Here is a 19,182-nt window from a genome sequence, read left to right as displayed (position 1 = left end):
CCCGCTCCCACAGGGGAATGGCAGGCCAGCTCCCACAGGGTTGCGGCCCCAGGGTTTAGAGCATCCGCTGCAACGCCGCGCAATCGCGCGCATGCCAGTCGGTCTGTTCTGGCCAGGGGTTGTCGGGCAGGTTGACCAGCACGGTGCGGGTGCCGGCGGCGCGGCCGCAGTCGAGGTCGAAGCGGTAGTCGCCAACCATCACCATCGCCGCAGGCGCCACGTCCCAGGCCTGGGACAGTTTCAGCAATCCCTCTGGGTCGGGCTTGGGCCTTGCGTCTTCGCGGCCCAATACGTCGGCGGGGTCAAAACAGTCGGCCAGGCCGATGGCTTGCAGGGTGAGGTGGGCCAACTCACGGGCGTTGCGGGTGAGGATGCCGAGGCGGCAGCCGCGCCCGGCCAGTTCCCGCACCAGCGCCACCGCGCCGGGCGCGGCGCGCGAGCCCAGGGCCAGTTCACGCTCGTGTTCCAGCAACCAGGCGTGCTTGGCCGCTGCCTCGGCGGCGGGCAACGCGGCGAGGTGGGTGAGGATGTCGTCTTGCGCCGGGATACCCAGGGCCACGCGTATCGCCGGAAAATCATGCACAGCGATGGTCAGGGTGCCGTCCATGTCGAACACCCAGTGGCGCACCCCGGCCAGGCTCATGCCCAGTCCTTGCGGTGGCGGATCAGGCCTTCCTGGGTTACCGACGCCACCAGTTGCCCGGCGCGGTTGAATACGCTGCCCCGGGAAAACCCGCGCGAGTTGCCGGCCCAGGGGCTGTCCATGGCGTACAGCAACCAGTCATCGGCACGCAGGTCGGCGTGGAACCACAGCGCATGGTCGAGGCTGGCCACTTGCATGTCTTTTTGCCACACCGATTTGCCGTGGGGCAGCAGCGAGGTGGTCAGCAAGCCGAAATCCGAGGCGTAGGCCAGCAGGTATTTGTGCAGGGCCGGCAGGTCGGCCAGGGCGCCGTCGGCGCGGAACCACACGTACTTGATCGGGTCGCCCGGTTTGGGGTTGTACGGGTCGGCCTCGGACACCGGGCGCACTTCGATGGGTTTGGGGCAGAGGAATTTTTCGCGCATGTGCTCGGGGATCAGGTGCGCGCGCTGCTGGGTGATTTCCAGCTCCGAGGGCAGGTTTTCCGGGCCGACCACCGTGGGCATCGGCAACTGGTGCGCGAAGCCCTCTTCGTCGTACTGGAACGAAGCGCTGCAAGTGAAAATCGGGTGGCCCTTCTGGATCGCGGTGACGCGGCGGGTGCTGAAGCTGCCGCCGTCGCGCACCCGGTCAACCTGGTACACCACCGGCAACGCGGCGTCGCCCGGGCGCAAAAAATAGCCGTGCATCGAATGCACATGGCGCGCTTCTTCTACGGTCTGGCTGGCCGCCGACAGGGACTGGCCCAGCACCTGGCCACCGAACAACTGGCGGAAGCCCAAATCCTGGCTACGGCCACGGAACAGGTTTTCCTCGATGGGTTCCAGGGTCAGCAAGTCCACCAGATCTTCCAACACATGGCTCATTCAAACACTCCTCACACAGGCATTACCGCGCAGTCTTGGCTGCGGCGGCCGACACGGTTCTTGGCTCGGGCCAATTGATGGCACATTGTAAACATCCCGCCGCGCTTAGCCATGCAAGGTTTGCAGCCATTGTTCACGGGTGATGCGGTACAGCACGTGGTCACGCAGCGGGTCATCGCTGGCCAGGCGCGGGTGGGCGAAGTCGCCGTCCGGGTCGTGGTGCATGCCAATGGCCTGCATGACTTTTTGCGACGGCTCGTTGGCACGGGTCGCGAAGGCCACGACCTGCTTCAGCCCCAAGCGGTCAAAGCCGCAGCGCAGAGCGGTCCACGCCGCTTCGCTGGCATAGCCCAGGCCCCAATGCTCGCGGGCCAGGCGCCAGCCGATTTCGACCGCTGGGGTGAACGGCGCATCGAACCCCACCACGCCCAACCCGGTAAAACCGATAAACGCGCCGTTGTCCTTGCGCTCCAGGGCCCACAGGCCATAACCGTGCTCGGCGAAATGACCGCGCACCCGGCCGATCAACGCCGCGCTTTCCAGGCGCGACAACGGCGCCGGAAAGTAACGCATCACCTGGGGATCGGCGCTCATTGCCGCAAAATCGGCCAAATCCTCGTCACGAAACTGGCGCATCACCAAGCGGGCGCTCTCAAGTTGCAGTATCGGCTCCATCGTGCCCCTCCGTTTGCATGCTGCGAGTCTACATCGCTGGTAGGATCCTTCACTCTTTCACGCCATGAAATAGCCATGCCCCTGCCGCTGATCTACCACGACGACTACAGCCCTGAATTCCCGGCGGAGCACCGCTTCCCCATGGACAAATTCCGCCTGCTGCGCGATCACCTGGTCGAGTCCGGGCTGACCCGGGACGCCGACCTGCTGCGCCCGGCGCTGTGCCCAGCGGATATTCTGGCCCTGGCCCACGACCCGGCCTACATCGAACGGTACATGGGCGGCGAATTGTCCCGCGAAGACCAACGACGCCTCGGCCTGCCCTGGAGCGAAGCCCTGGCCCGGCGCACCGTGCGCGCGGTGGGCGGTTCCCTCCTGGCCGCCGAACAGGCCCTGGAACACGGCATGGCCTGTCACCTGGCCGGCGGCACCCACCACGCCCACTACGACCACCCGGCGGGGTTCTGCATCTTCAACGACCTGGCGATCATCAGCCGCTATTTCCTGGAAAGTGGCCGGGTTGGGCGGGTATTGATCTTCGACTGCGACGTGCACCAGGGCGACGGCACGGCGCGCATTCTGGAAGACACCCCAGATGCGGTGACGGTTTCCCTGCACTGCGAAAAGAATTTTCCCGCACGCAAGGCCAGAAGCGATTGGGACATCCCCCTGCCCATGGGCATGGGCGACGCCGCCTACCTGCAAGTGGTGGACGATGCCCTCAACTACCTGCTGCCCCTCTACCAACCGGATCTGGTGCTGTACGACGCCGGCGTGGACGTGCACCAGGACGACGCCCTGGGCTACCTGAAACTCACCGACGCCGGAGTCGCCGCCCGCGACGAAGCCGTACTGCGCCATTGCCTGGGCCGCGACATCCCAGTGGTCGGGGTGATCGGCGGCGGCTACAGCAAAGACCGCCAGGCCCTGGCCCGGCGCCACGGCATCCTGCACCACAGCGCCCAACGGGTGTGGACGTCATCAGGTTGTCACTGAGCTGTGGGCGGTTACCCACAATGCCTGTGGAGCGGCCTGTGGATAACCTGAGCGAAAGCTTCTACACCCCACAGCCAGCACGCCTCACAACCCTCTGTACATTTTTCAACCACCCCTGTAGCAGCCCCCCCAACCAATCTGGCGCCCCGCCGATTTTTACCCAAGGGCTCAGGTAGAATGGCCGCCCTCTTTTGCCAAACCGCAGCCCACGCCATGACCCACGCCGCCTCCGCTTCTCGCCACGCCATCATCATCGGTGGCGGCCCCGCCGGGTTGATGGCGGCCGAAGTCCTGAGCCAGGCCGGGGTGCGGGTGGACCTGTACGACGCCATGCCCTCGGTGGGGCGCAAGTTCCTGCTGGCCGGCGTCGGCGGCATGAACATCACCCACAGCGAAGCCTACCCGGCGTTTTTGTCGCGCTATGCCGAGCGCGCACCGCAGATCGCGCCGCTGCTGCGCGAGTTCGGCGCCGACGCCTTGCGCCAGTGGATCCACGACCTGGGCATAGAAACCTTCGTCGGCACCTCCGGCCGCGTGTTCCCCACCGACATGAAAGCCGCGCCGCTGCTGCGCGCCTGGCTCAAGCGCCTGCGCGAGCAAGGCGTGACGATCCACACCCGCCAGCGCTGGCTCGGCTGGAATGCCGACGCCAGCCTGCGCCTGCAGGGCCCCGACGGCGAAACACGCCTGCACAGCGATGCCCTGTTGCTGGCCCTGGGCGGCGGCAGTTGGGCGCGGTTGGGCTCCGATGGCGCCTGGGTGCCCCTGCTGGCGGCACGCGGTGTAGCGCTGGCGCCGTTGCAGCCGAGCAATTGCGGCTTTGACGTGCAGGCCTGGAGCGAATTACTCGTGAGCAAATTCGCCGGGACGCCGCTGAAAAACATCGCCATGGGCCTTAATGACGACTTACCGCGCCTGGGCGAATGCGTGCTCACCGCCAGCGGCATCGAAGGCAGCCTGGTCTATGCCCTCTCGGCGCCGATCCGCGAAGCCATCAACCGTGATGGCGCCGCCACCGTCCACCTCGACTTGTTGCCCGGCAAAGCCCTGGGCCAGGTCGAAGCGGCATTGGCCAGGCCCCGGGGCTCGCGCTCGATGAGCAAGCACCTGCACAGCCAAGTGGGGATAGATGGGGTCAAGGCCGCGTTGCTGCGCGAACTGGCGCCCAAAGAAGCCTTCGATGACCCCGCGCGGCTGGCCGCGGCGATCAAGGCGTTGCCTTTAAGGCTGGTGAAAACCCGGCCCCTGGACGAGGCCATCAGCAGCGCCGGAGGCGTGCCGTTCGAGGCGATGGACCCAAGCCTGATGCTCACGGCGCTGCCGGGGGTGTTCTGCGCCGGCGAGATGCTCGACTGGGAAGCCCCCACCGGCGGCTACCTGCTCACGGCCTGCTTCGCCAGCGGCCGGGCGGCGGGGTTGGGGCTGCTGGGGTGGCTGAACCAAGGGCTCCAAAGCGGTGTGGAGGCGACCACTCTGTAGAGCAAACCGCTGGGGAGCGAGCCTGCCCGCGATAGCAGTGGGCCAGCCCAGCAGGATTTGACTGTTACGCAGCCATCGCGAGCAGGCCCACACCCACAAAAAACGTCGCCGCGCCTGCACTCACACCTTCAAGGCTTGCGCTTGCGCGGCCCGGTGTTGAATACCGGCACCTTGCGCACAGGCTTGATCGCCGGGACGTCCGCCGCCACTTCGCCGCTGTCCACCCATTTGCCCAGGTTGCGTTTGCCGCCACCGGAAGCCTTGGGTTTTTTCGGCTTTTTCGGTTTTTTCACAACCTGGCCGCTGGCGTCGGTGTCGGGCACCCGGTGTTCCGGCTCAAAATCCTGCTCCATATGGCGGTTCAGGGTCTGGCGGGTGAGCATTTCGATGGCCGACAGCAGGTTCACTTCATCGGCGCACACCAGGGAAATCGCTTCGCCCGTGGCGCCCGCGCGGCCCGTGCGGCCGATGCGGTGGATGTAGTCTTCGGCGACGATCGGCAGGTCGAAGTTGACCACCAGCGGCAAGTCCTCGATGTCCAGGCCACGGGCCGCGACGTCGGTGGCGACCAGGATCTGCACTTCGCTGGCCTTGAAGCGGTCCAGGGCCCGTTGCCGGGTGGCTTGCGGCTTGTCGCCATGGATACCGTCGGCGTTCACGCCCAGGCCCTGGAGTTTTTCCACCAGCGCATCCACGCCGTTGCGGGTTTTGGCGAACACCAGCACCTGCTTCCAGTGGTTTTTGCGCAGCAGGTGCACAAACAGTTCCGGTTTGCGCTTCTTGTCCACCGGCACCACCCACTGCTTGACGGTGTTGGCGGCGACGTTGCGCGGGCTGACCTCGATGCTCAGCGGGTCGTTGAGCATCTGCCCGGCCAGCAGGCGAATGGCATCGGAGAAGGTCGCGGAAAACAGCAACGTTTGGCGCTTTTTCGGCAGCACGCGGTAGATGTTCGACAGCTCTTCGCTAAAGCCCAGGTCAAGCATGCGGTCGGCTTCGTCCAGCACCAGGGTCTGCAACTGGTTGAACTTGAGGGCGTTCTGGCGGAACAGGTCGAGCAGGCGCCCGGGGGTGGCCACCAACAGGTCCACGCCTTTGCGCAGCTTCATCATTTGCGGGTTGATGCTGACGCCGCCGTACACCGCGTAGGTGCTCAGGGGCAGGTGTTCGGCGTACTGGCGCACGCTTTCGTGAACTTGCTCGGCCAACTCGCGGGTCGGCACCAGGATCAGCGCACGCACCGAGTTGGCCGTGACTTTCGGCCCTTCCATGGCCAGCAGTTGCAACAGCGGCACGGCGAAACCGGCGGTCTTGCCGGTGCCGGTCTGGGCCGCCGCCATCAGGTCGCGCCCGGCCAGCACCGCCGGAATGGCTTGCGCCTGCACCGGCGTCGGAGTCTGGTAACCGAGCGTCTCAAGGGCGCGCAGCAAGGGTTCGATCAGGCCAAGGGTGGCGAAAGTCATGGGGGATACCGTAGGAAAAGTCAGCGCAAGGAGTGCAATGCGCGGCAGTTTACCCTAATTCACTGCGGTTTCTGCCGCCGCCACTGCGGCAGGCCGATCAACACCACGGCGCTGATAATCACCAACATCGCCAGGGCTTCTTCGATGCCGATGGTTTCGCCGGCAAAGACGATCCCCAACAGCACCGCCACGGCCGGGTTGACGTAGGCGTAGCTGGTGGCCGCCGCCGGGCGAACGTTCTTGAGCAGGTACATATAAGCGTTGAAGGCGATGATCGAACCGAAACCGATCAGGTAGAACAGCGCAAACCAGCCCTTGAGCGGCGGCATTGCCTCCAGGCGTTCGCCGCTGAGCACACTGCCCACCATCAGCACCACGCCGCCCACCAACATTTGCGCGGCACTGGCCATTGCGCCCTGGGGCAGCGGCAAGTGCTTGCTCCACACCGAACCAAAGGCCCAGGCCGCCGCCGCGAAAATCAGCAGCGCCGCGCCCAGCGGGCTCGATTGCAAGTTGGAGCCCAGGTTGAGCATGGCGATACCGATCAGCCCCAGCACGATGCCGGCCCACTCCAAGCGGGTGTTGCGCTGGCCCCAGAAATAGCCGCACAGCAAGGTGAACAGCGGCACCGTCGCCACCGCCAGCGCCGCCACACCCGAGGCCACGCCTGTGTGCTCGGCCACGCTGACCGCGCCGTTGCCGAAGGTCAGCAGCAAAATGCCGATCAGCCCCGCCGAACGCCATTGCGGCCAGGTCGGCGCCGGGGCCCCCCGCCAGCGCAGGTAGGCGTACATCAACACGCCCGCGGTGATAAAGCGGATCCCGGCGAGCATCAGCGGCGGCCAGGATTCAATGCCGATGCGGATCACCAGGTAGGTAGACCCCCAAATCACATACAAGGCAAAAAACGCGGCAATCAAGGGCAAGGGGAAACGGCGAGGTCCAGGCATGCGGGGCTCAAAGGCAAGGTGGGCGGGAGAACTATTCTAGAAAGGCCCCCGGGCAAAAATAAGCTACAAAACCTGTTTATAGTGGCCATACACTTTTTAAAAGAATGAAATCCCGGCCATAGGCCACGCTTTCAAAACTCACCCCTTGCACGAGCCCGACCATGGACAAATACGACCGCATGCTCCTCGCCGCCCTGCTGGAAAACGGCCGCGCCAGTTACGCAGAACTGGCGCGCAAGGTCAGCCTGTCGGCACCGGCGGTGGCCGAACGGGTGGCCAAACTGGAAACTTCGGGGGTCATTACCGGCTATAAGGCGCAAGTGGACATGGCCAAAATCGGCCTGCCGATCCGCTGCGTGATCGAATTACGCCTGAACCAGAACGGCAAGCAGAGCGTGTACGACGAACTGGCCAAGATCCCCCAGTTGACCGAATGCCACCGCGTTACCGGCGACCCCTGCGTCATCATGCAAGGGGCCGTGGGCACGATGCCGGAGCTCGAAGCCCTGATAAACCGCGTGGCACGCTTCGGGGTCAGCAAGACCTCCATCATCCTCTCCAGCGCCCTGGAAACACGGGTGCCGCTAGAGCAACTGGAAAGCAAGCCTACCTGAGCCGCACCGCCCCTTTCCTCGTAGCGCATGGCTTGCCTCCGTGGGAGCGACTGTCTTACCCCTACCATTCGCCAGCGTCACTCAGTGCCGCCATCGCGAGCAGGCTCGCTCCCACAGAGGAAAGAAGAAATCCCACCCACACCCCAGCTCAACTGTGGGAGCGGGCCTGCCCGCGATAGCGCCCGTAACGCCGCCATCGCTGGCCAACCCGGCTATTACGGGGGGGCGGCGCGCCCCTGGCGTTACCGCCCTCGCCCTTTTTCGAGGCAGCAGTGAGTCGAAAATACCCACCCCAGTGCAAAACCACCCGCCGCAAAGGCGCGATCTAGAGCCTCCCCGCAGAACAATCAATTCTGTTGATTATTACCATTGTGTTTATGAACTTTTATATCGATTTTGCGCGAGTAACATTGGCTCCGTACCCACTTAGTCGCCCTCTCAAGGAGCCGCCATCATGAAACGCCAATTACTGCTCAGCCTGACCCTCTCGATCCTGGCCGCCAACGCCTTTGCCCTGCCAGCCTCGGAACAGAGCGTTCCGCAGATCAAGGCCAGCCACACCGTCTTCACCCAGACCCTCGCCGCCGATGGCAGCGAACGCACGCCACAGGGCCAAACCCTGGCAGCCGACGGTAACGAACGTACCCAACAAGGCCAAACCCTGGCCGCTGACGGTAACGAACGCACCCCACAGGGCCAAACCCTCGCCGCTGACGGCACCGAACGTACCCCACAAGGCCAAACCCTCGCCGCTGACGGCACCGAACGTACCCCACAGGGCCAAACCCTCGCCGCTGACGGCACCGAACGTACCCCACAGGGCCAAACCCTCGCCGCTGACGGTTCCGCCCGCACGCCACAAGGCCAGACCGTTGCCGAAGGTGGCCGCGATCGCCTGGAAGAAAAAGGCCTGGTTGAAGGTGGCTACGAGCGCACCCCACAAGGTCAACTGCTGGTCGAGGGCGGTGCTGATCGCCTCGCCGAACGCAACAGCGCTGTGAGCTGAGCCCATGGCGGCCCCGAAAAAAGCCCGATCCCCGGATCGGGCTTTGACTGTGTGTAATCCCCACGCCTGCCTGCGCCCCTAACCGTTTTGTCGTTCGACGCCAGCAAAGTCGATTTGCTAGAGTGCGCCGCTGTCCTTGATAGAAGTCAGCCCCGATGCTGCCCCGCGCCGAACAGAAGCAACAGACCCGCAACGCCCTGATGGACGCAGCCCGCCATTTGATGGAGTGCGGCCGCGGATTCGGCAGCCTGAGCCTGCGTGAAGTGGCCAAGACCGCGGGCATCGTGCCCACCGGGTTCTATCGGCATTTCACCGACATGGACCAATTGGGCCTGGAGCTGGTCAGCGAAGTCGGCCAGACCTTCCGCGCCACCATCCGCCTGGTACGCCACAACGAATTCGTGATGGGCGGCATCATCGATGCCTCGGTGCGCATCTTTCTCGACGTGGTCAGCGCCAACCGTTCGCAGTTTTTGTTCCTCGCCCGCGAGCAATACGGCGGCTCGCTGCCGGTGCGCCAGGCCATCGCGGCCCTGCGCGAGAACATCAGCGCCGACCTGGCCGCCGACCTGGTGCTGATGCCCAAGCTGCAACACCTGGACCTCGCCGCGTTGTCGGTGATGGCCGACCTGATCGTCAAAAGCGTGTTCGCCACCCTCCCCGACATCATCGACCCGCCCGCCCAGGCCCTGCCCGAGCACCTCACGCCCCAGGCGAAAATCACCCAGCAACTGCGCTTCATCTTTATCGGCCTCAAGCACTGGCAAGGGTTGGGCAGCACGGAGTAACCCGGGCGAGCTTGCTCGCGATGAGGGCCAGCCGACTTAGAAATTCTTAGGCCGCTCTCGCGGGCAAGCCCCACAGTTGAACGGTAGTGCGGGTGGGATTTTCATTTTCCTCTGTGGGAGCGAGCCCGCTCGCGATGACAGCATTCCAAGTGCCAGAAGTGCGTCGCCTGTCCCGGCCTCATCGCGGGCAAGGCCCGCTCCCACAGTGTGGGCGTGATCTGTTTTGCGCTGCTCGCGGTGGCGGCACGCAGTAGCGGTGACGAAGGGTAGGGGTAAGACCGTTACTCCCACAAAAGCTCGCGGCCCCATCATGCATGCCCCAAAACGGGGCGCGCCTTCGCCCAGCGCACCAATCTCCACCCTTCCCTGCGCCCCATTTTCTAGCGCCGCCCAAGCCCGACAGGCTTTTCCTACGCCCCAGCGCAATTGGCAAGCCCCTTGCTCTAGCCCCTGCATCGCCTTTAGCCGGAAGCCTGCCGATGCTGGTCATTCACCAACGGATCGCCGCCCAACCTGAATGGGCCGCCGAGTTGCACCTCACCTTCGAGGCGCGCAGCAAAAGCCGCTTGCGCTGTTTCAGTGCCGAGGGTGAGGACGTGGGGTTGTTCCTGGAGCGCGGCCAGCCGCCGCTGTATGACGGCGAATACCTGCGCGCCGAGGACGGCCGTGTGGTGCGGGTGCGCGCGCGGCCTGAGCAGTTGCTGCACGTCACCTGCGCCAGCGCGTTTGAGCTGACCCGCGCCGCCTATCACCTGGGCAACCGCCACGTGGCCCTGCAAGTGGGCGACGGCTGGTTGCGCCTGCTCGACGACTACGTGCTCAAGGCCATGCTCGAACAACTGGGCGCCACCGTGCAGGCCCTGGAGGCACCCTTCGCACCGGAACACGGCGCCTATGGCGGTGGCCATCATCATTCGCGCCACGGCGAAGAAGCCTTCAACTACGCGCCCAAGTTGCACCAGTTCGGCGTGCGCCCGTGAGCCCGGCCTGGGCCCTGCTGCGCCTGGCCAGCCCGCAGTTGCCGATTGGTGGCTACAGCTATTCCCAGGGCCTGGAAATGGCGGTGGATAACGCCCGCGTGCACGACGCCGCTAGCGCCAAGCGCTGGATCAGCGATCAGTTGCGGCTCAACCTCAGCCGTTTCGAGGCGCCGCTGCTGCTCGCCCATTGCAGCGCCGCCGCCAACGACGACTGGCCCGCGCTGCACAGCCACTGCGAACAGCACCGGGCCAGCCGCGAAACCCGCGAATTGCATCAGGAGAGCCGGCAGATGGGCTACTCGTTGCAGCAGTTGCTCAACGGCTTGCCGGAGCTGGACGCCCCGGCCCGGGCCTTTCTCCAGCAGCAGGACGAGCCGCACTTGGCCCTGGGCTGGGCGCTGGCGGCGCGGGCCTGGCGCATCACCCCGGCCGACGCCCTCGACGCCTGGCTGTGGAGTTGGCTGGAAAACCAATTGGCCGTGCTGATGAAAACCCTGCCCCTGGGCCAGCAAGCCGCCCAGCGCCTGACCAGCGAACTGCTGCCGGTGCTGCAACAGGCCCGCGAGCACGCCGCCCGCCTCGACCCTCACCATTACGGCAGCGCCGCGTTTGGCCTGTCCCTGGCGTGCATGGCCCATGAGCGCCAGTACAGCCGTCTGTTTCGTTCCTAGGAGAAGCCCATGAACTCACAACCCCTGCGCGTTGGCATCGGTGGCCCGGTCGGCTCGGGCAAGACCGCCCTGACCCTGGCCCTGTGCCTGGCCCTGCGCGAGCGCTACAACCTGGCGGTGGTCACCAACGACATCTACACCCGCGAAGACGCCGATTTCCTGGTGCGCAACCAGGCCCTGGCGCCGGAACGCATCATTGGCGTGGAAACCGGCGGCTGCCCGCACACGGCGATCCGCGAAGACGCCTCGATCAACCTTGAAGCCGTCGACCAGCTCAACCGGCGCTTCCCGGGGCTGGACCTGATTCTGGTGGAATCCGGCGGCGACAACTTGTCCGCCACCTTCAGCCCGGAGCTGTCGGACCTGACGATCTACGTGATCGACGTATCGGCCGGCGACAAATTGCCGCGCAAGGGCGGGCCGGGGATCTGCAAATCCGACCTGCTGGTTATCAACAAGATCGACCTGGCGCCGCTGGTGGGCGCGTCCCTGGAGCTGATGAACAGCGACACCCAGCGCATGCGTGCCGGCAAGCCGTTCGTGTTCAGCAACCAGAAAACCGGCCAGGGCCTGCCCGAGATCATTGCCTTTATCGAACGCCAGGGCCTGCTGACCACGGCGGCCTGAACCCTTATTCACACCAACAAGGACGCTTATCCATGACATTGCCCCGTACCCTCGCCGCCCTCGCGCTGCTGCTCACCCCCGCCCTGGCCCTGGCCCACCCCGGCCACGGCGACAACGGTTTGATCGCCGGTATCAGCCACCCCATCGGCGGCCTCGACCACTTGCTGGCCATGCTCGCCGTTGGCCTGTGGGCGGCGCAGCAACAGGGTGCGGCGCGTTGGGCGCTGCCGTGCAGCTTTGTCGCCACGATGTTGCTCGGCGGCGTGCTGGGTTTTGCAGGGCTGCACCTGCCGGCCCTGGAAAGCGGCATCGCCGCCTCGGTGCTGGCCCTGGGCCTGGCGGTGGCCCTGGCGGTGCGCCCGCCCCTGAGCCTGGCGCTGGCGGCCACGGCGCTGTTTGCCCTGTTCCACGGCGTGGCCCATGGCCTGGAACTGCCGGCCATGGCCAGCCCCTGGAGCTATGCCGCCGGTTTTGTCGCCGCCACCGCCGCCCTGCATGGCGCCGGGTTTGCCCTGGTGCGCGTGCTGCCACGGGCGGCCGCGCCGCTGGTGCGGTTGGCGGGGGCGGTGTCGGCGGCGACTGGGGTGTGGTTGTTGGCGGGGTGATGTTCAATGGTTTGGAGGGTGCTATCGCGTTCAGGCTCGCTCCCACAGTTGTCTTGCGGTGTTTGCCAAGGGAGGTGGGCCTTGCCTGTGATGCCGGGCCACCTCTCCCAAGCCAAGGCTCTCTGCTACCATGTCGCGCAAACACCCCTGCCGTGACGACGCCCGCCAATGCCCCACGCTTCCCGCTCTGCCAGCCTGCCTGAATTGACCGCCCTGTTCGCCACGGTGCAACAGCACTTTCGCGGGGTGATCGTGCCGCTGTGGCAAGGCCCGGGCTGGAACGCGCAATTGGCCCTGCCTTATGAAGCGCTGGACGCCCAGCACCAGCCCCTGCCGCCCCAGCGCTATCGGGCCATGGCGTGTGCGCGGCAGCTGTACCTGTTTGCCAGCCTGATCGGCGAACCCGGCATCAGCGGCGCCGAGGAACGGGCCGAGGCGCTGTTCCGCTCGTTGCAGCGCCACTTCCACGACGCCGAGCACGGTGGCTGGTTCTACAGCATCGATGCCCAAGGCGCGCCGCTGGACACGCGCAAAGACCTCTACACCCACGCCTTCATCATTTTCGCCTGCGCCCATTACTGGGCCCGGGTGCGCGAGCCGTTGGTGGAATCGGTGCTCAACGCGGCGCTGCAAGTGGTCGCCGAGCGCTTCGCCATCGACGGCGGCTTGTATGAGGCGGTGCTCGAGCGCGATTGGTCGGCGCTGGCCGCTGGCCCCTTGCAAAACCCGTTGATGCACCTGGCCGAAGCCTTGCTCGCCACCCTCGCCGCGCGCCCCGATGCCAAGGCGCAAGCGGCCCTGGAGCAACTGTGCGCGGGTATGCAGCGGCGGTTCGTCGAGCCGCGCCACGGGGTGATGATGGAGAAACCGCTGGGGGCTGTGGATAACTGGTTCGAGCCGGGGCATCAGTTCGAGTGGCTGTTTTTGCTCGGTTCCTCGCCGCTGCTCAAGGGCACGCCGCTGCATGCCTCCCTGGAACGGGCGTTCGCCTACGCCGAGCAGGTCGGCGTGGATGACCGCACCGCCAGCGTCAGCGGCATGCTCGACCTGGAGGGCGGCGTGCGCGACGCCACCCAGCGCATCTGGGCCCAGGCCGAATACCTGCGCGCCCTGACCCTGCGCCCCGCCAGCGAACCGCGCCTGCAACGCCAGCTAGAGGCGTTGCAGCAACACTTCCTGCACCCCGGCGGCTGGTACGAGTGCCTCGATGCCAACGCCAGCGTCAGCCGCCGTGACATGCCCTCCACCACCCCGTATCACCTGGCCACCTGTTATCGCGGCTTGGCGCAATATTTGGGCTGAGCCATTGGCACTGTGGCAGCCGCCCGCTCCCACCGTTGCTTATCGCCACAGCCCTCATGCAATCCACTTACGCTCGCCGGTAAAGCTGATGGTCAACCAGCGCGCCGCATCCGGTTTGCCCAGGGCTGTGGATATCTCTTCGCGCAAGGCATCGAGGGTGGCGACGGCGGCGATCGGGTAGTCGGCCGGCAGCACCACATGAATCTCGATAAACCGCGCCCGCCCGTGCTTTTGCACGTAAGACACATAGTCGTCGAAGCCATGGGCAGCCTTGGCCTGGTCCATCACCTGGCGCACCTGGCTGTCGAGTTGGTCGGGGACGATCCCCAACACGTCGCGCATGGCCGGTTTGAGGATCTTCCAGGCCGGCGCCAGCATGCTCAGGGCCAGCAGGATCAGGATCGCCGGGTCAACGTACAACGCCCATTGGCCATAGCCCTGGCTCTTGAGCAGCAGTGCGGCGAGAAAGCTCACCAGCAAGCCCACCGAGAGCATGGCGTCCACCAGCCAACTGATGTTGTCGAACTGGATCAGCGACGACTTGAGCCGGCGGTTGCGGTAGCGCACATAGAAGAAGTAGGCGAACTCGACCAGGCTAAACACCGCCGCGTAGACGATCACCAGCCCCAGCTCGATGTCGCGCCCGCCATTGATAATGCCGAACACCCCGTTGAGAAAGGCGTAGATGGCGATCAGCAGCAGGAAACTGCCCTCGATCAGCAGCACCATGGGCTCCAGGTGCCAGTAGCCGAACTGGAACCGCGCGTTGCTTTGCTTGGCGATCAGGCGCGCGGTAATCAGCATCAGGACTTTGATGAAGGTGGCGATCAGAGAGAAAAACCCATCGAACAGGATGGATTGGGAGCCAGAAATAAAACCCGTGGCGATCCCGGCGATCGCCACGGCAAACATCAGTACGGTGGATTGTTTGAGCAGGGCCTGCTCACCTCGGTTACTCACATAGCCTCCTGTTGGAACCTTGAAACCGCAGGGCGCGGCGGGGTTCAGAGGCGCGAGTGTACCTTATGCCATGTTTTGGCCGATTTGCCGCCTCAGGCCTTGGCGCTACGGTCGATGGCAAAACCGCTCCAGCTCTGGCTCACCGGCATCAGTTCCAGGCTGTTGATGTTGATGTGAGCCGGGGTGTTGAGCACCCAGAAAATCGTCTCGGCGATGTCCTGCGGCTGGATCGGCTCGGCGCCCGCGTAGGTGGCGTCGTAGCGCGCCTGGTCGCCGGCAAAGCGCACCAGGGAGAACTCGCTCTCGCACAGGCCCGGCTCAATGTTGGTGACCCGCACGCCCGTGCCTTGCAGGTCGCAGCGCAGGTTGAGGGAGAACTGTTTGACGAACGCCTTGCTGGCGCCATAGACGTGGCTGCCGGGGTACGGGTAATTGCCGGCCACCGAGCCCAGGTTGATGATCCCGGCGCCGCGGCCGTGGGCGATGAGGTTGGGCAGCAGCAAACGGGTGGCGTACATCAGGCCTTTGATGTTGGTGTCGACCATGGTGTCCCAGTCGTCCAGGTCGCACGTGGGCGCCGGGTCCACGCCCAGGGCCAGGCCGGCGTTGTTGATAAGTGCGCGCAGCTTGGCGAAGGCCGGCGGCAGGCTGGCGATGGCCACCTCCATGGCTTTACGGTCACGCACATCGAGCACCAGGCCATGCACCTGGGTGTGCGCCGACAACTCGGCGCACAGGGCATTGAGGCGCTCTTCGCGGCGCCCGGTGAGCACCAGCGACCAACCGGCCTCGGCAAAACGACGGGCGCAGGCTTCACCGAAACCGGACGTGGCGCCGGTAATAAACAGGGTGTTGGTCATTGTGTGTTCCTCGCGGGCCTGTCAGGCGTGTATGAATAAAAAGTCGCCCCGCAGCATGCCCGCCGAGGCCTTTGGCGGCAACCCGGTACGCGCGAGCTGTACAAATAACGATCAATCGTTCGTAAGCCTGTAACGGCGGGGCCTGTAGCCAGGTACGCGCATGTTATCCACAGGCCGGTCCACAGTCTTTGGGGGCAAGTGCACAACCAGCAAAGCCGCTGTGTACAAGGCTTTGCGTCGAAAAATAGAGTTTTTTTACTTGACCTGGGAAACCTCACCTGCCGCCACCCCTGACGTGCGGCCGCCAAGCAGCCCACCACGTCATTGCGCCAGGCCAGCATTTACGCCGCTTGGCGAGGTCTTTCCAGAGTTTAACCACAGACTTATCCACAGGCTTGCCCAGCCCCGCAGAGCGCCTTGGCCGCGACAATAAAACGGTTGACAACTCGGCCACACGGCCGAGCAAAAACCGCTGCTCAAAAAACAACCACCACCCTGTAAGCCGCGCAGGACGTGGCCTGCAGCCAGCTACTCCCACGTTACCCACAGCCCGCTCCACAGCAAACGGGGACAAGTCAAAACTGTGACAAAACAACTGATTACGGCGGCTTTATGTCGCGCTTTGGCAGGTGGTGGAATTTGTTTTCCACAATTTCGAGGGCAGGGCTTTGAGGGGGGTTGTAGGGGCTTGGCTTACCCGCGATGGCGGTCTTGAAATCGCTATCGCTGGCAAGCCAGGCTCCTACAGGGCGATGGCGGTTTTTAGATCGCCATCGCGAGCAGGCTCACGCCCACGGGTTGTGCGGCGGGTGTATCAGTGGCCGCCCAGGTAGGCGTTGCGCACTTCTTCGTTGACCAGCAGTTCCTGGCCCGTGCCGGTCAGGCGGATTTCACCGTTGACCATCACATAGGCCCGGTCCGAGAGCTTGAGGGCGTGGTTGGCGTTTTGCTCGACGAGGAAGATCGTCATGCCGGTGGCCGCCAGTTCCCGCAGGGTGGCGAAGATCTGTTTGACCACAATGGGCGCCAGCCCCAGGCTCGGTTCGTCCAGCAGCAACAGCTTGGGCCGGCTCATCAACGCCCGGGCAATGGCGAGCATTTGCTGCTCGCCGCCGGACATGGTCATGGCGCGCTGGGTGCGGCGCTCCTTGAGCCTGGGGAACAGCTCGAACATGCGCTGCATGTCTTCGCTGGCGTGCTTGTCGCCGATGGGGATGGTGCCCATCAGCAGGTTCTCTTCCACGGTCATGTCGGGGAACACTCGCCGCCCCTCCGGCGATTGGGCGATGCCGTGGGAGGCGATGTAGTGGGAAGACTTGTGGGTAATGTCCACGCCGCCATAGATGATCTGCCCGCTCGCCGCGCGCGGCTGGCCGAAGATCGACATCAGCAGCGTGGATTTGCCCGCGCCGTTGGAGCCGATCAGGCTCACGGTTTCCCCTTCGTTGATGTGCATCGAGACTTTCTTCAAGGCCTGGATCGGCCCGTAGAACACGTCCAGGTCCTTGAGTTCGAGGATCGGTTGGCTCATACCAGTTCCTCTTCATCCGCGCCCAGGTAGGCGGCGATCACTTTCGGGTCGTTGCGGATAGCGTCAGGGCCGCCCTCGGCGATGACGTTGCCGTGGTCCAGCACCACGATGTGGTCGCTGATGCTCATGACCATGCCCATGTCGTGTTCGATCAGCACCACGGTCAGATCATGCTCGTCGCGCAGCAGCCGGATCATCGCGCTCAGTGCTTCGGTTTCCTGGGGGTTGAGGCCGGCGGCCGGTTCGTCGAGGCAGATGATCTGCGGGCGCGTGCACATGGCCCGGGCGATCTCCAAACGCCGCTGCTGGCCGTAGGACAGCTCGCCGGCCAAGCGGTTGGCGCAGTCCACCAGGTCCACCACTTCCAGCCAATAGAACGCGCAATCCAGCGCATCGCTCTCAGCCTTGCGGTAGCCCTTGGTGTTGAGGATGCCCGCCAGCAGGCTGCGGTTGACCCACATGTGCTGGGCCACCAGGAGGTTTTCCAGCACCGACATTTCCTTGAACAAGCGAATATTCTGGAAAGTACGGGCCAGGCCGGCGCGGTTCACCAGGTGGGTGCCGCCGAACATTTTGTAGTAGAGACGGCTGGCGAAGGACGCGGGCGAAATGAAATCCCGCGCCTTGAACGATTCGCCCAGCAACTGGATGACGTTGGTGCGCTGGCCGCGCACATTGAGCTCGATCTTGCCGCCCGAGGCCTTGTAGAACCCGGTGAGGCAGTTGAACACCGTGGTCTTGCCCGCGCCGTTGGGGCCGATCAGGGCGAAGATCGAGTTGCGTTTGACTTGCAGGCTGACGTCGCTCAGCGCCTTGATGCCGCCGAAATGCATCATCAGTTTTTCCACACAAAGGACGACTTCACTCATGGCGCAGCCCTCTCATAGTGAATGGCACCCTTGCGCGGTTTGACCCCGGTGCGGCTGATGCGGATCAGGCCCCTGGGGCGCCAGATCATCATCAACACCATCAACACGCCGAACAGCAGCACCCGGTATTCGGAGAAGCTGCGCAACAGCTCCGGCGCCACGGTGAGGACGAACGCGGCGATCACCACGCCCACCGTCGAGCCCATGCCGCCCAGCACCACGATGGCGAGGATCAGCGCCGACTCGAAGAAGGTGAACGAGGACGGGTTGACGAAGCCTTGGTAGCTGGCAAAGAACACCCCGGCCAGGCCCGCCGTGGACGCGCCGATGGTGAAGGCCGAGAGCTTGACCAGCACGTGGTTCAGGCCCATGGAGCGGCAGGCGATTTCATCTTCGCGCAGGGCTTCCCAGGCGCGGCCCACCGGCATGCGGGTCAGCCGATGCTTGATGTAGAGCACCAGCAGTACGGTGATGAACAGCACGATGTAGATGAACAGGAACTTCAGGTTGGGGTTGTAGGCCGTGCCGAAAAACTCATGGAACGGCACCCCGCCGTCCTTGGCCCGGCGCCCGAACTCCAGGCCGAAGAAGGTCGGCGAAGGCACCGGCATGCCATTGGGCCCGCCGGTGAACGACAGCCAGTTGTTGAGCACCAGGCGAATGATTTCGCCAAAACCCAGGGTCACGATGGCCAGGTAGTCGCCGTGCATGCGCAACACCGGGAACCCGAGGATGCACCCGGCCATCGCCGCGGCGATGGCCGCCAGCGGCAGCACCGTCCAGAAGCCCAGGCCCAAGTATTGATAGCCCAACGCCAGGCCATAGGCACCGATGGCGTAGAAAGCCACGTAACCCAGGTCCAGCAGCCCGGCCAGGCCCACCACTATGTTCAAGCCCAGGCCCAGCAGCACGTAGATCAGGCCGAGGATGACCACGGTGAGCACGTATTTGTTGGCGAAAAAGGGGAACACGATGGCGATCACGATCAGCGCCGGGATGATCCAGCGCAGGCGTGACTTGTAGTCCGGCGCCAGCACGTGCACCCCGGAGCCGGTGCTTTCAAAGCCGTCGAGCACCTTCAGGCCACGCGGGGTCTGGAGGAACAGGCTCAGGGCGAAACGCCCTACCATCACGATTGCCACCAACCAGCCGACGCGGGCCGGTTGCAGGTTGAAGGTGTAGCCGTCGAGTACCACCCCGACTATCGGCCCGAATACGATCAGCGAGATCAGTCCCGCGAGCACAGCGTCGATGACGCTCTTTTTCACATCCATTGGTTTATTGGCAGCAGACATAC

20 protein-coding genes are annotated in these 19,182 nt (G+C 64.6%); 10 read left to right on the top strand and 10 right to left on the bottom strand.

The annotated features are described in order from the left end of the window. Positions 1-55: 55 nt before the first annotated feature. The 3 genes from AC19YR_RS06815 to AC19YR_RS06805 form a co-directional block, all read right to left on the bottom strand. The gene (locus tag AC19YR_RS06815) at positions 56-643 is read right to left on the bottom strand and encodes an HAD family hydrolase (protein ID WP_095109403.1); all 588 of its coding nucleotides are present in this window, start codon (positions 641-643) and stop codon (positions 56-58) included. Further along, the gene (gene tesB, locus AC19YR_RS06810) at positions 640-1,509 is read right to left on the bottom strand and encodes an acyl-CoA thioesterase II (RefSeq protein WP_095109402.1); all 870 of its coding nucleotides are present in this window, start codon (positions 1,507-1,509) and stop codon (positions 640-642) included. Before tesB ends, AC19YR_RS06815 begins: the two co-directional genes overlap by 4 nt. A gap of 105 nt (positions 1,510-1,614) precedes the next feature. Then, the gene (locus AC19YR_RS06805; protein ID WP_095109401.1) at positions 1,615-2,184 is read right to left on the bottom strand and encodes a GNAT family N-acetyltransferase; all 570 of its coding nucleotides are present in this window, start codon (positions 2,182-2,184) and stop codon (positions 1,615-1,617) included. Between the two features lie 75 nt (positions 2,185-2,259). Here AC19YR_RS06805 and AC19YR_RS06800 point away from each other — a divergent pair, with 75 nt between their 5' ends. Then, positions 2,260-3,180 (top strand): histone deacetylase family protein, encoded by a 921-nt coding sequence (locus tag AC19YR_RS06800; protein ID WP_500597681.1) that lies wholly within the window; start codon positions 2,260-2,262, stop codon positions 3,178-3,180. Between the two features lie 213 nt (positions 3,181-3,393). Continuing rightward, complete coding sequence (locus AC19YR_RS06795; RefSeq protein ID WP_500597766.1) at positions 3,394-4,659, top strand: TIGR03862 family flavoprotein; 1,266 nt, start codon at positions 3,394-3,396, stop codon at positions 4,657-4,659. Between the two features lie 128 nt (positions 4,660-4,787). Here AC19YR_RS06795 and rhlE1 read toward each other — a convergent pair whose 3' ends face one another. Both rhlE1 and yedA read right to left on the bottom strand, forming a co-directional pair. Continuing rightward, positions 4,788-6,122, bottom strand: coding sequence for an RNA helicase RhlE1 (gene rhlE1, locus AC19YR_RS06790; protein WP_095109398.1), 1,335 nt, complete (start codon positions 6,120-6,122; stop codon positions 4,788-4,790). A 59-nt stretch (positions 6,123-6,181) separates the two neighbouring features. Then, complete coding sequence (gene yedA / locus AC19YR_RS06785) at positions 6,182-7,072, bottom strand: drug/metabolite exporter YedA (protein WP_095109397.1); 891 nt, start codon at positions 7,070-7,072, stop codon at positions 6,182-6,184. A 161-nt stretch (positions 7,073-7,233) separates the two neighbouring features. On the opposite strand from yedA, the gene AC19YR_RS06780 reads away from it, so the two are divergent. The 8 genes from AC19YR_RS06780 (at position 7,234) to AC19YR_RS06745 (ending at position 13,665) form a co-directional block, all read left to right on the top strand. Further along, positions 7,234-7,686: an Lrp/AsnC family transcriptional regulator gene (locus tag AC19YR_RS06780; RefSeq protein WP_095109396.1), complete on the top strand. Its 453-nt coding sequence runs from the start codon at positions 7,234-7,236 to the stop codon at positions 7,684-7,686. Positions 7,687-8,140: 454 nt separating this feature from the next. Further along, positions 8,141-8,692, top strand: coding sequence for a hypothetical protein (locus tag AC19YR_RS06775; protein ID WP_500597678.1), 552 nt, complete (start codon positions 8,141-8,143; stop codon positions 8,690-8,692). Positions 8,693-8,847: 155 nt separating this feature from the next. Further along, positions 8,848-9,480 (top strand): TetR family transcriptional regulator, encoded by a 633-nt coding sequence (locus tag AC19YR_RS06770; RefSeq protein WP_095109394.1) that lies wholly within the window; start codon positions 8,848-8,850, stop codon positions 9,478-9,480. A gap of 479 nt (positions 9,481-9,959) precedes the next feature. Further along, positions 9,960-10,460, top strand: a complete 501-nt coding sequence (ureE, locus tag AC19YR_RS06765) for an urease accessory protein UreE (RefSeq protein ID WP_095109393.1) — start codon at positions 9,960-9,962, stop codon at positions 10,458-10,460. Next, positions 10,457-11,131, top strand: coding sequence for an urease accessory protein UreF (locus tag AC19YR_RS06760; RefSeq protein WP_500597675.1), 675 nt, complete (start codon positions 10,457-10,459; stop codon positions 11,129-11,131). Before ureE ends, AC19YR_RS06760 begins: the two co-directional genes overlap by 4 nt. Before the next feature lie 9 nt (positions 11,132-11,140). After that, a complete protein-coding gene (gene ureG / locus AC19YR_RS06755) occupies positions 11,141-11,758 on the top strand; it encodes an urease accessory protein UreG (protein WP_095109391.1) in 618 nt (205 codons plus the stop codon). Positions 11,759-11,790: 32 nt separating this feature from the next. After that, a complete protein-coding gene (locus AC19YR_RS06750; protein ID WP_500597673.1) occupies positions 11,791-12,363 on the top strand; it encodes a HupE/UreJ family protein in 573 nt (190 codons plus the stop codon). Between the two features lie 168 nt (positions 12,364-12,531). Beyond that, on the top strand, positions 12,532-13,665 hold the full coding sequence (locus AC19YR_RS06745) for an AGE family epimerase/isomerase (RefSeq protein ID WP_500597672.1): 1,134 nt from the start codon (positions 12,532-12,534) through the stop codon (positions 13,663-13,665). Positions 13,666-13,719: 54 nt separating this feature from the next. Here AC19YR_RS06745 and AC19YR_RS06740 read toward each other — a convergent pair whose 3' ends face one another. The 5 genes from AC19YR_RS06740 to livM all read right to left on the bottom strand — a co-directional run bounded on the left by AC19YR_RS06740 (position 13,720) and on the right by livM (position 19,180). Next, a complete protein-coding gene (locus AC19YR_RS06740; protein ID WP_095109388.1) occupies positions 13,720-14,625 on the bottom strand; it encodes a cation diffusion facilitator family transporter in 906 nt (301 codons plus the stop codon). Between the two features lie 92 nt (positions 14,626-14,717). After that, a complete protein-coding gene (locus tag AC19YR_RS06735) occupies positions 14,718-15,485 on the bottom strand; it encodes an SDR family oxidoreductase (RefSeq protein ID WP_095109387.1) in 768 nt (255 codons plus the stop codon). Positions 15,486-16,299: 814 nt separating this feature from the next. Next, positions 16,300-17,016, bottom strand: coding sequence for an ABC transporter ATP-binding protein (locus tag AC19YR_RS06730; RefSeq protein WP_095109385.1), 717 nt, complete (start codon positions 17,014-17,016; stop codon positions 16,300-16,302). After that, positions 17,013-17,885 (bottom strand): ATP-binding cassette domain-containing protein, encoded by an 873-nt coding sequence (locus AC19YR_RS06725; protein WP_095109384.1) that lies wholly within the window; start codon positions 17,883-17,885, stop codon positions 17,013-17,015. The genes AC19YR_RS06730 and AC19YR_RS06725 overlap by 4 nt, the downstream gene beginning before the upstream one ends. Beyond that, positions 17,882-19,180 (bottom strand): high-affinity branched-chain amino acid ABC transporter permease LivM, encoded by a 1,299-nt coding sequence (gene livM, locus AC19YR_RS06720; RefSeq protein ID WP_095109383.1) that lies wholly within the window; start codon positions 19,178-19,180, stop codon positions 17,882-17,884. The genes AC19YR_RS06725 and livM overlap by 4 nt, the downstream gene beginning before the upstream one ends. Between the last annotated feature and the right edge of the window lie 2 nt (positions 19,181-19,182).

Source organism: Pseudomonas sp. MF08817, from assembly GCF_059862705.1.
Note: the sequence above shows the minus strand (reverse complement) of the source record. Positions and strands in the feature narration are given on the sequence as shown.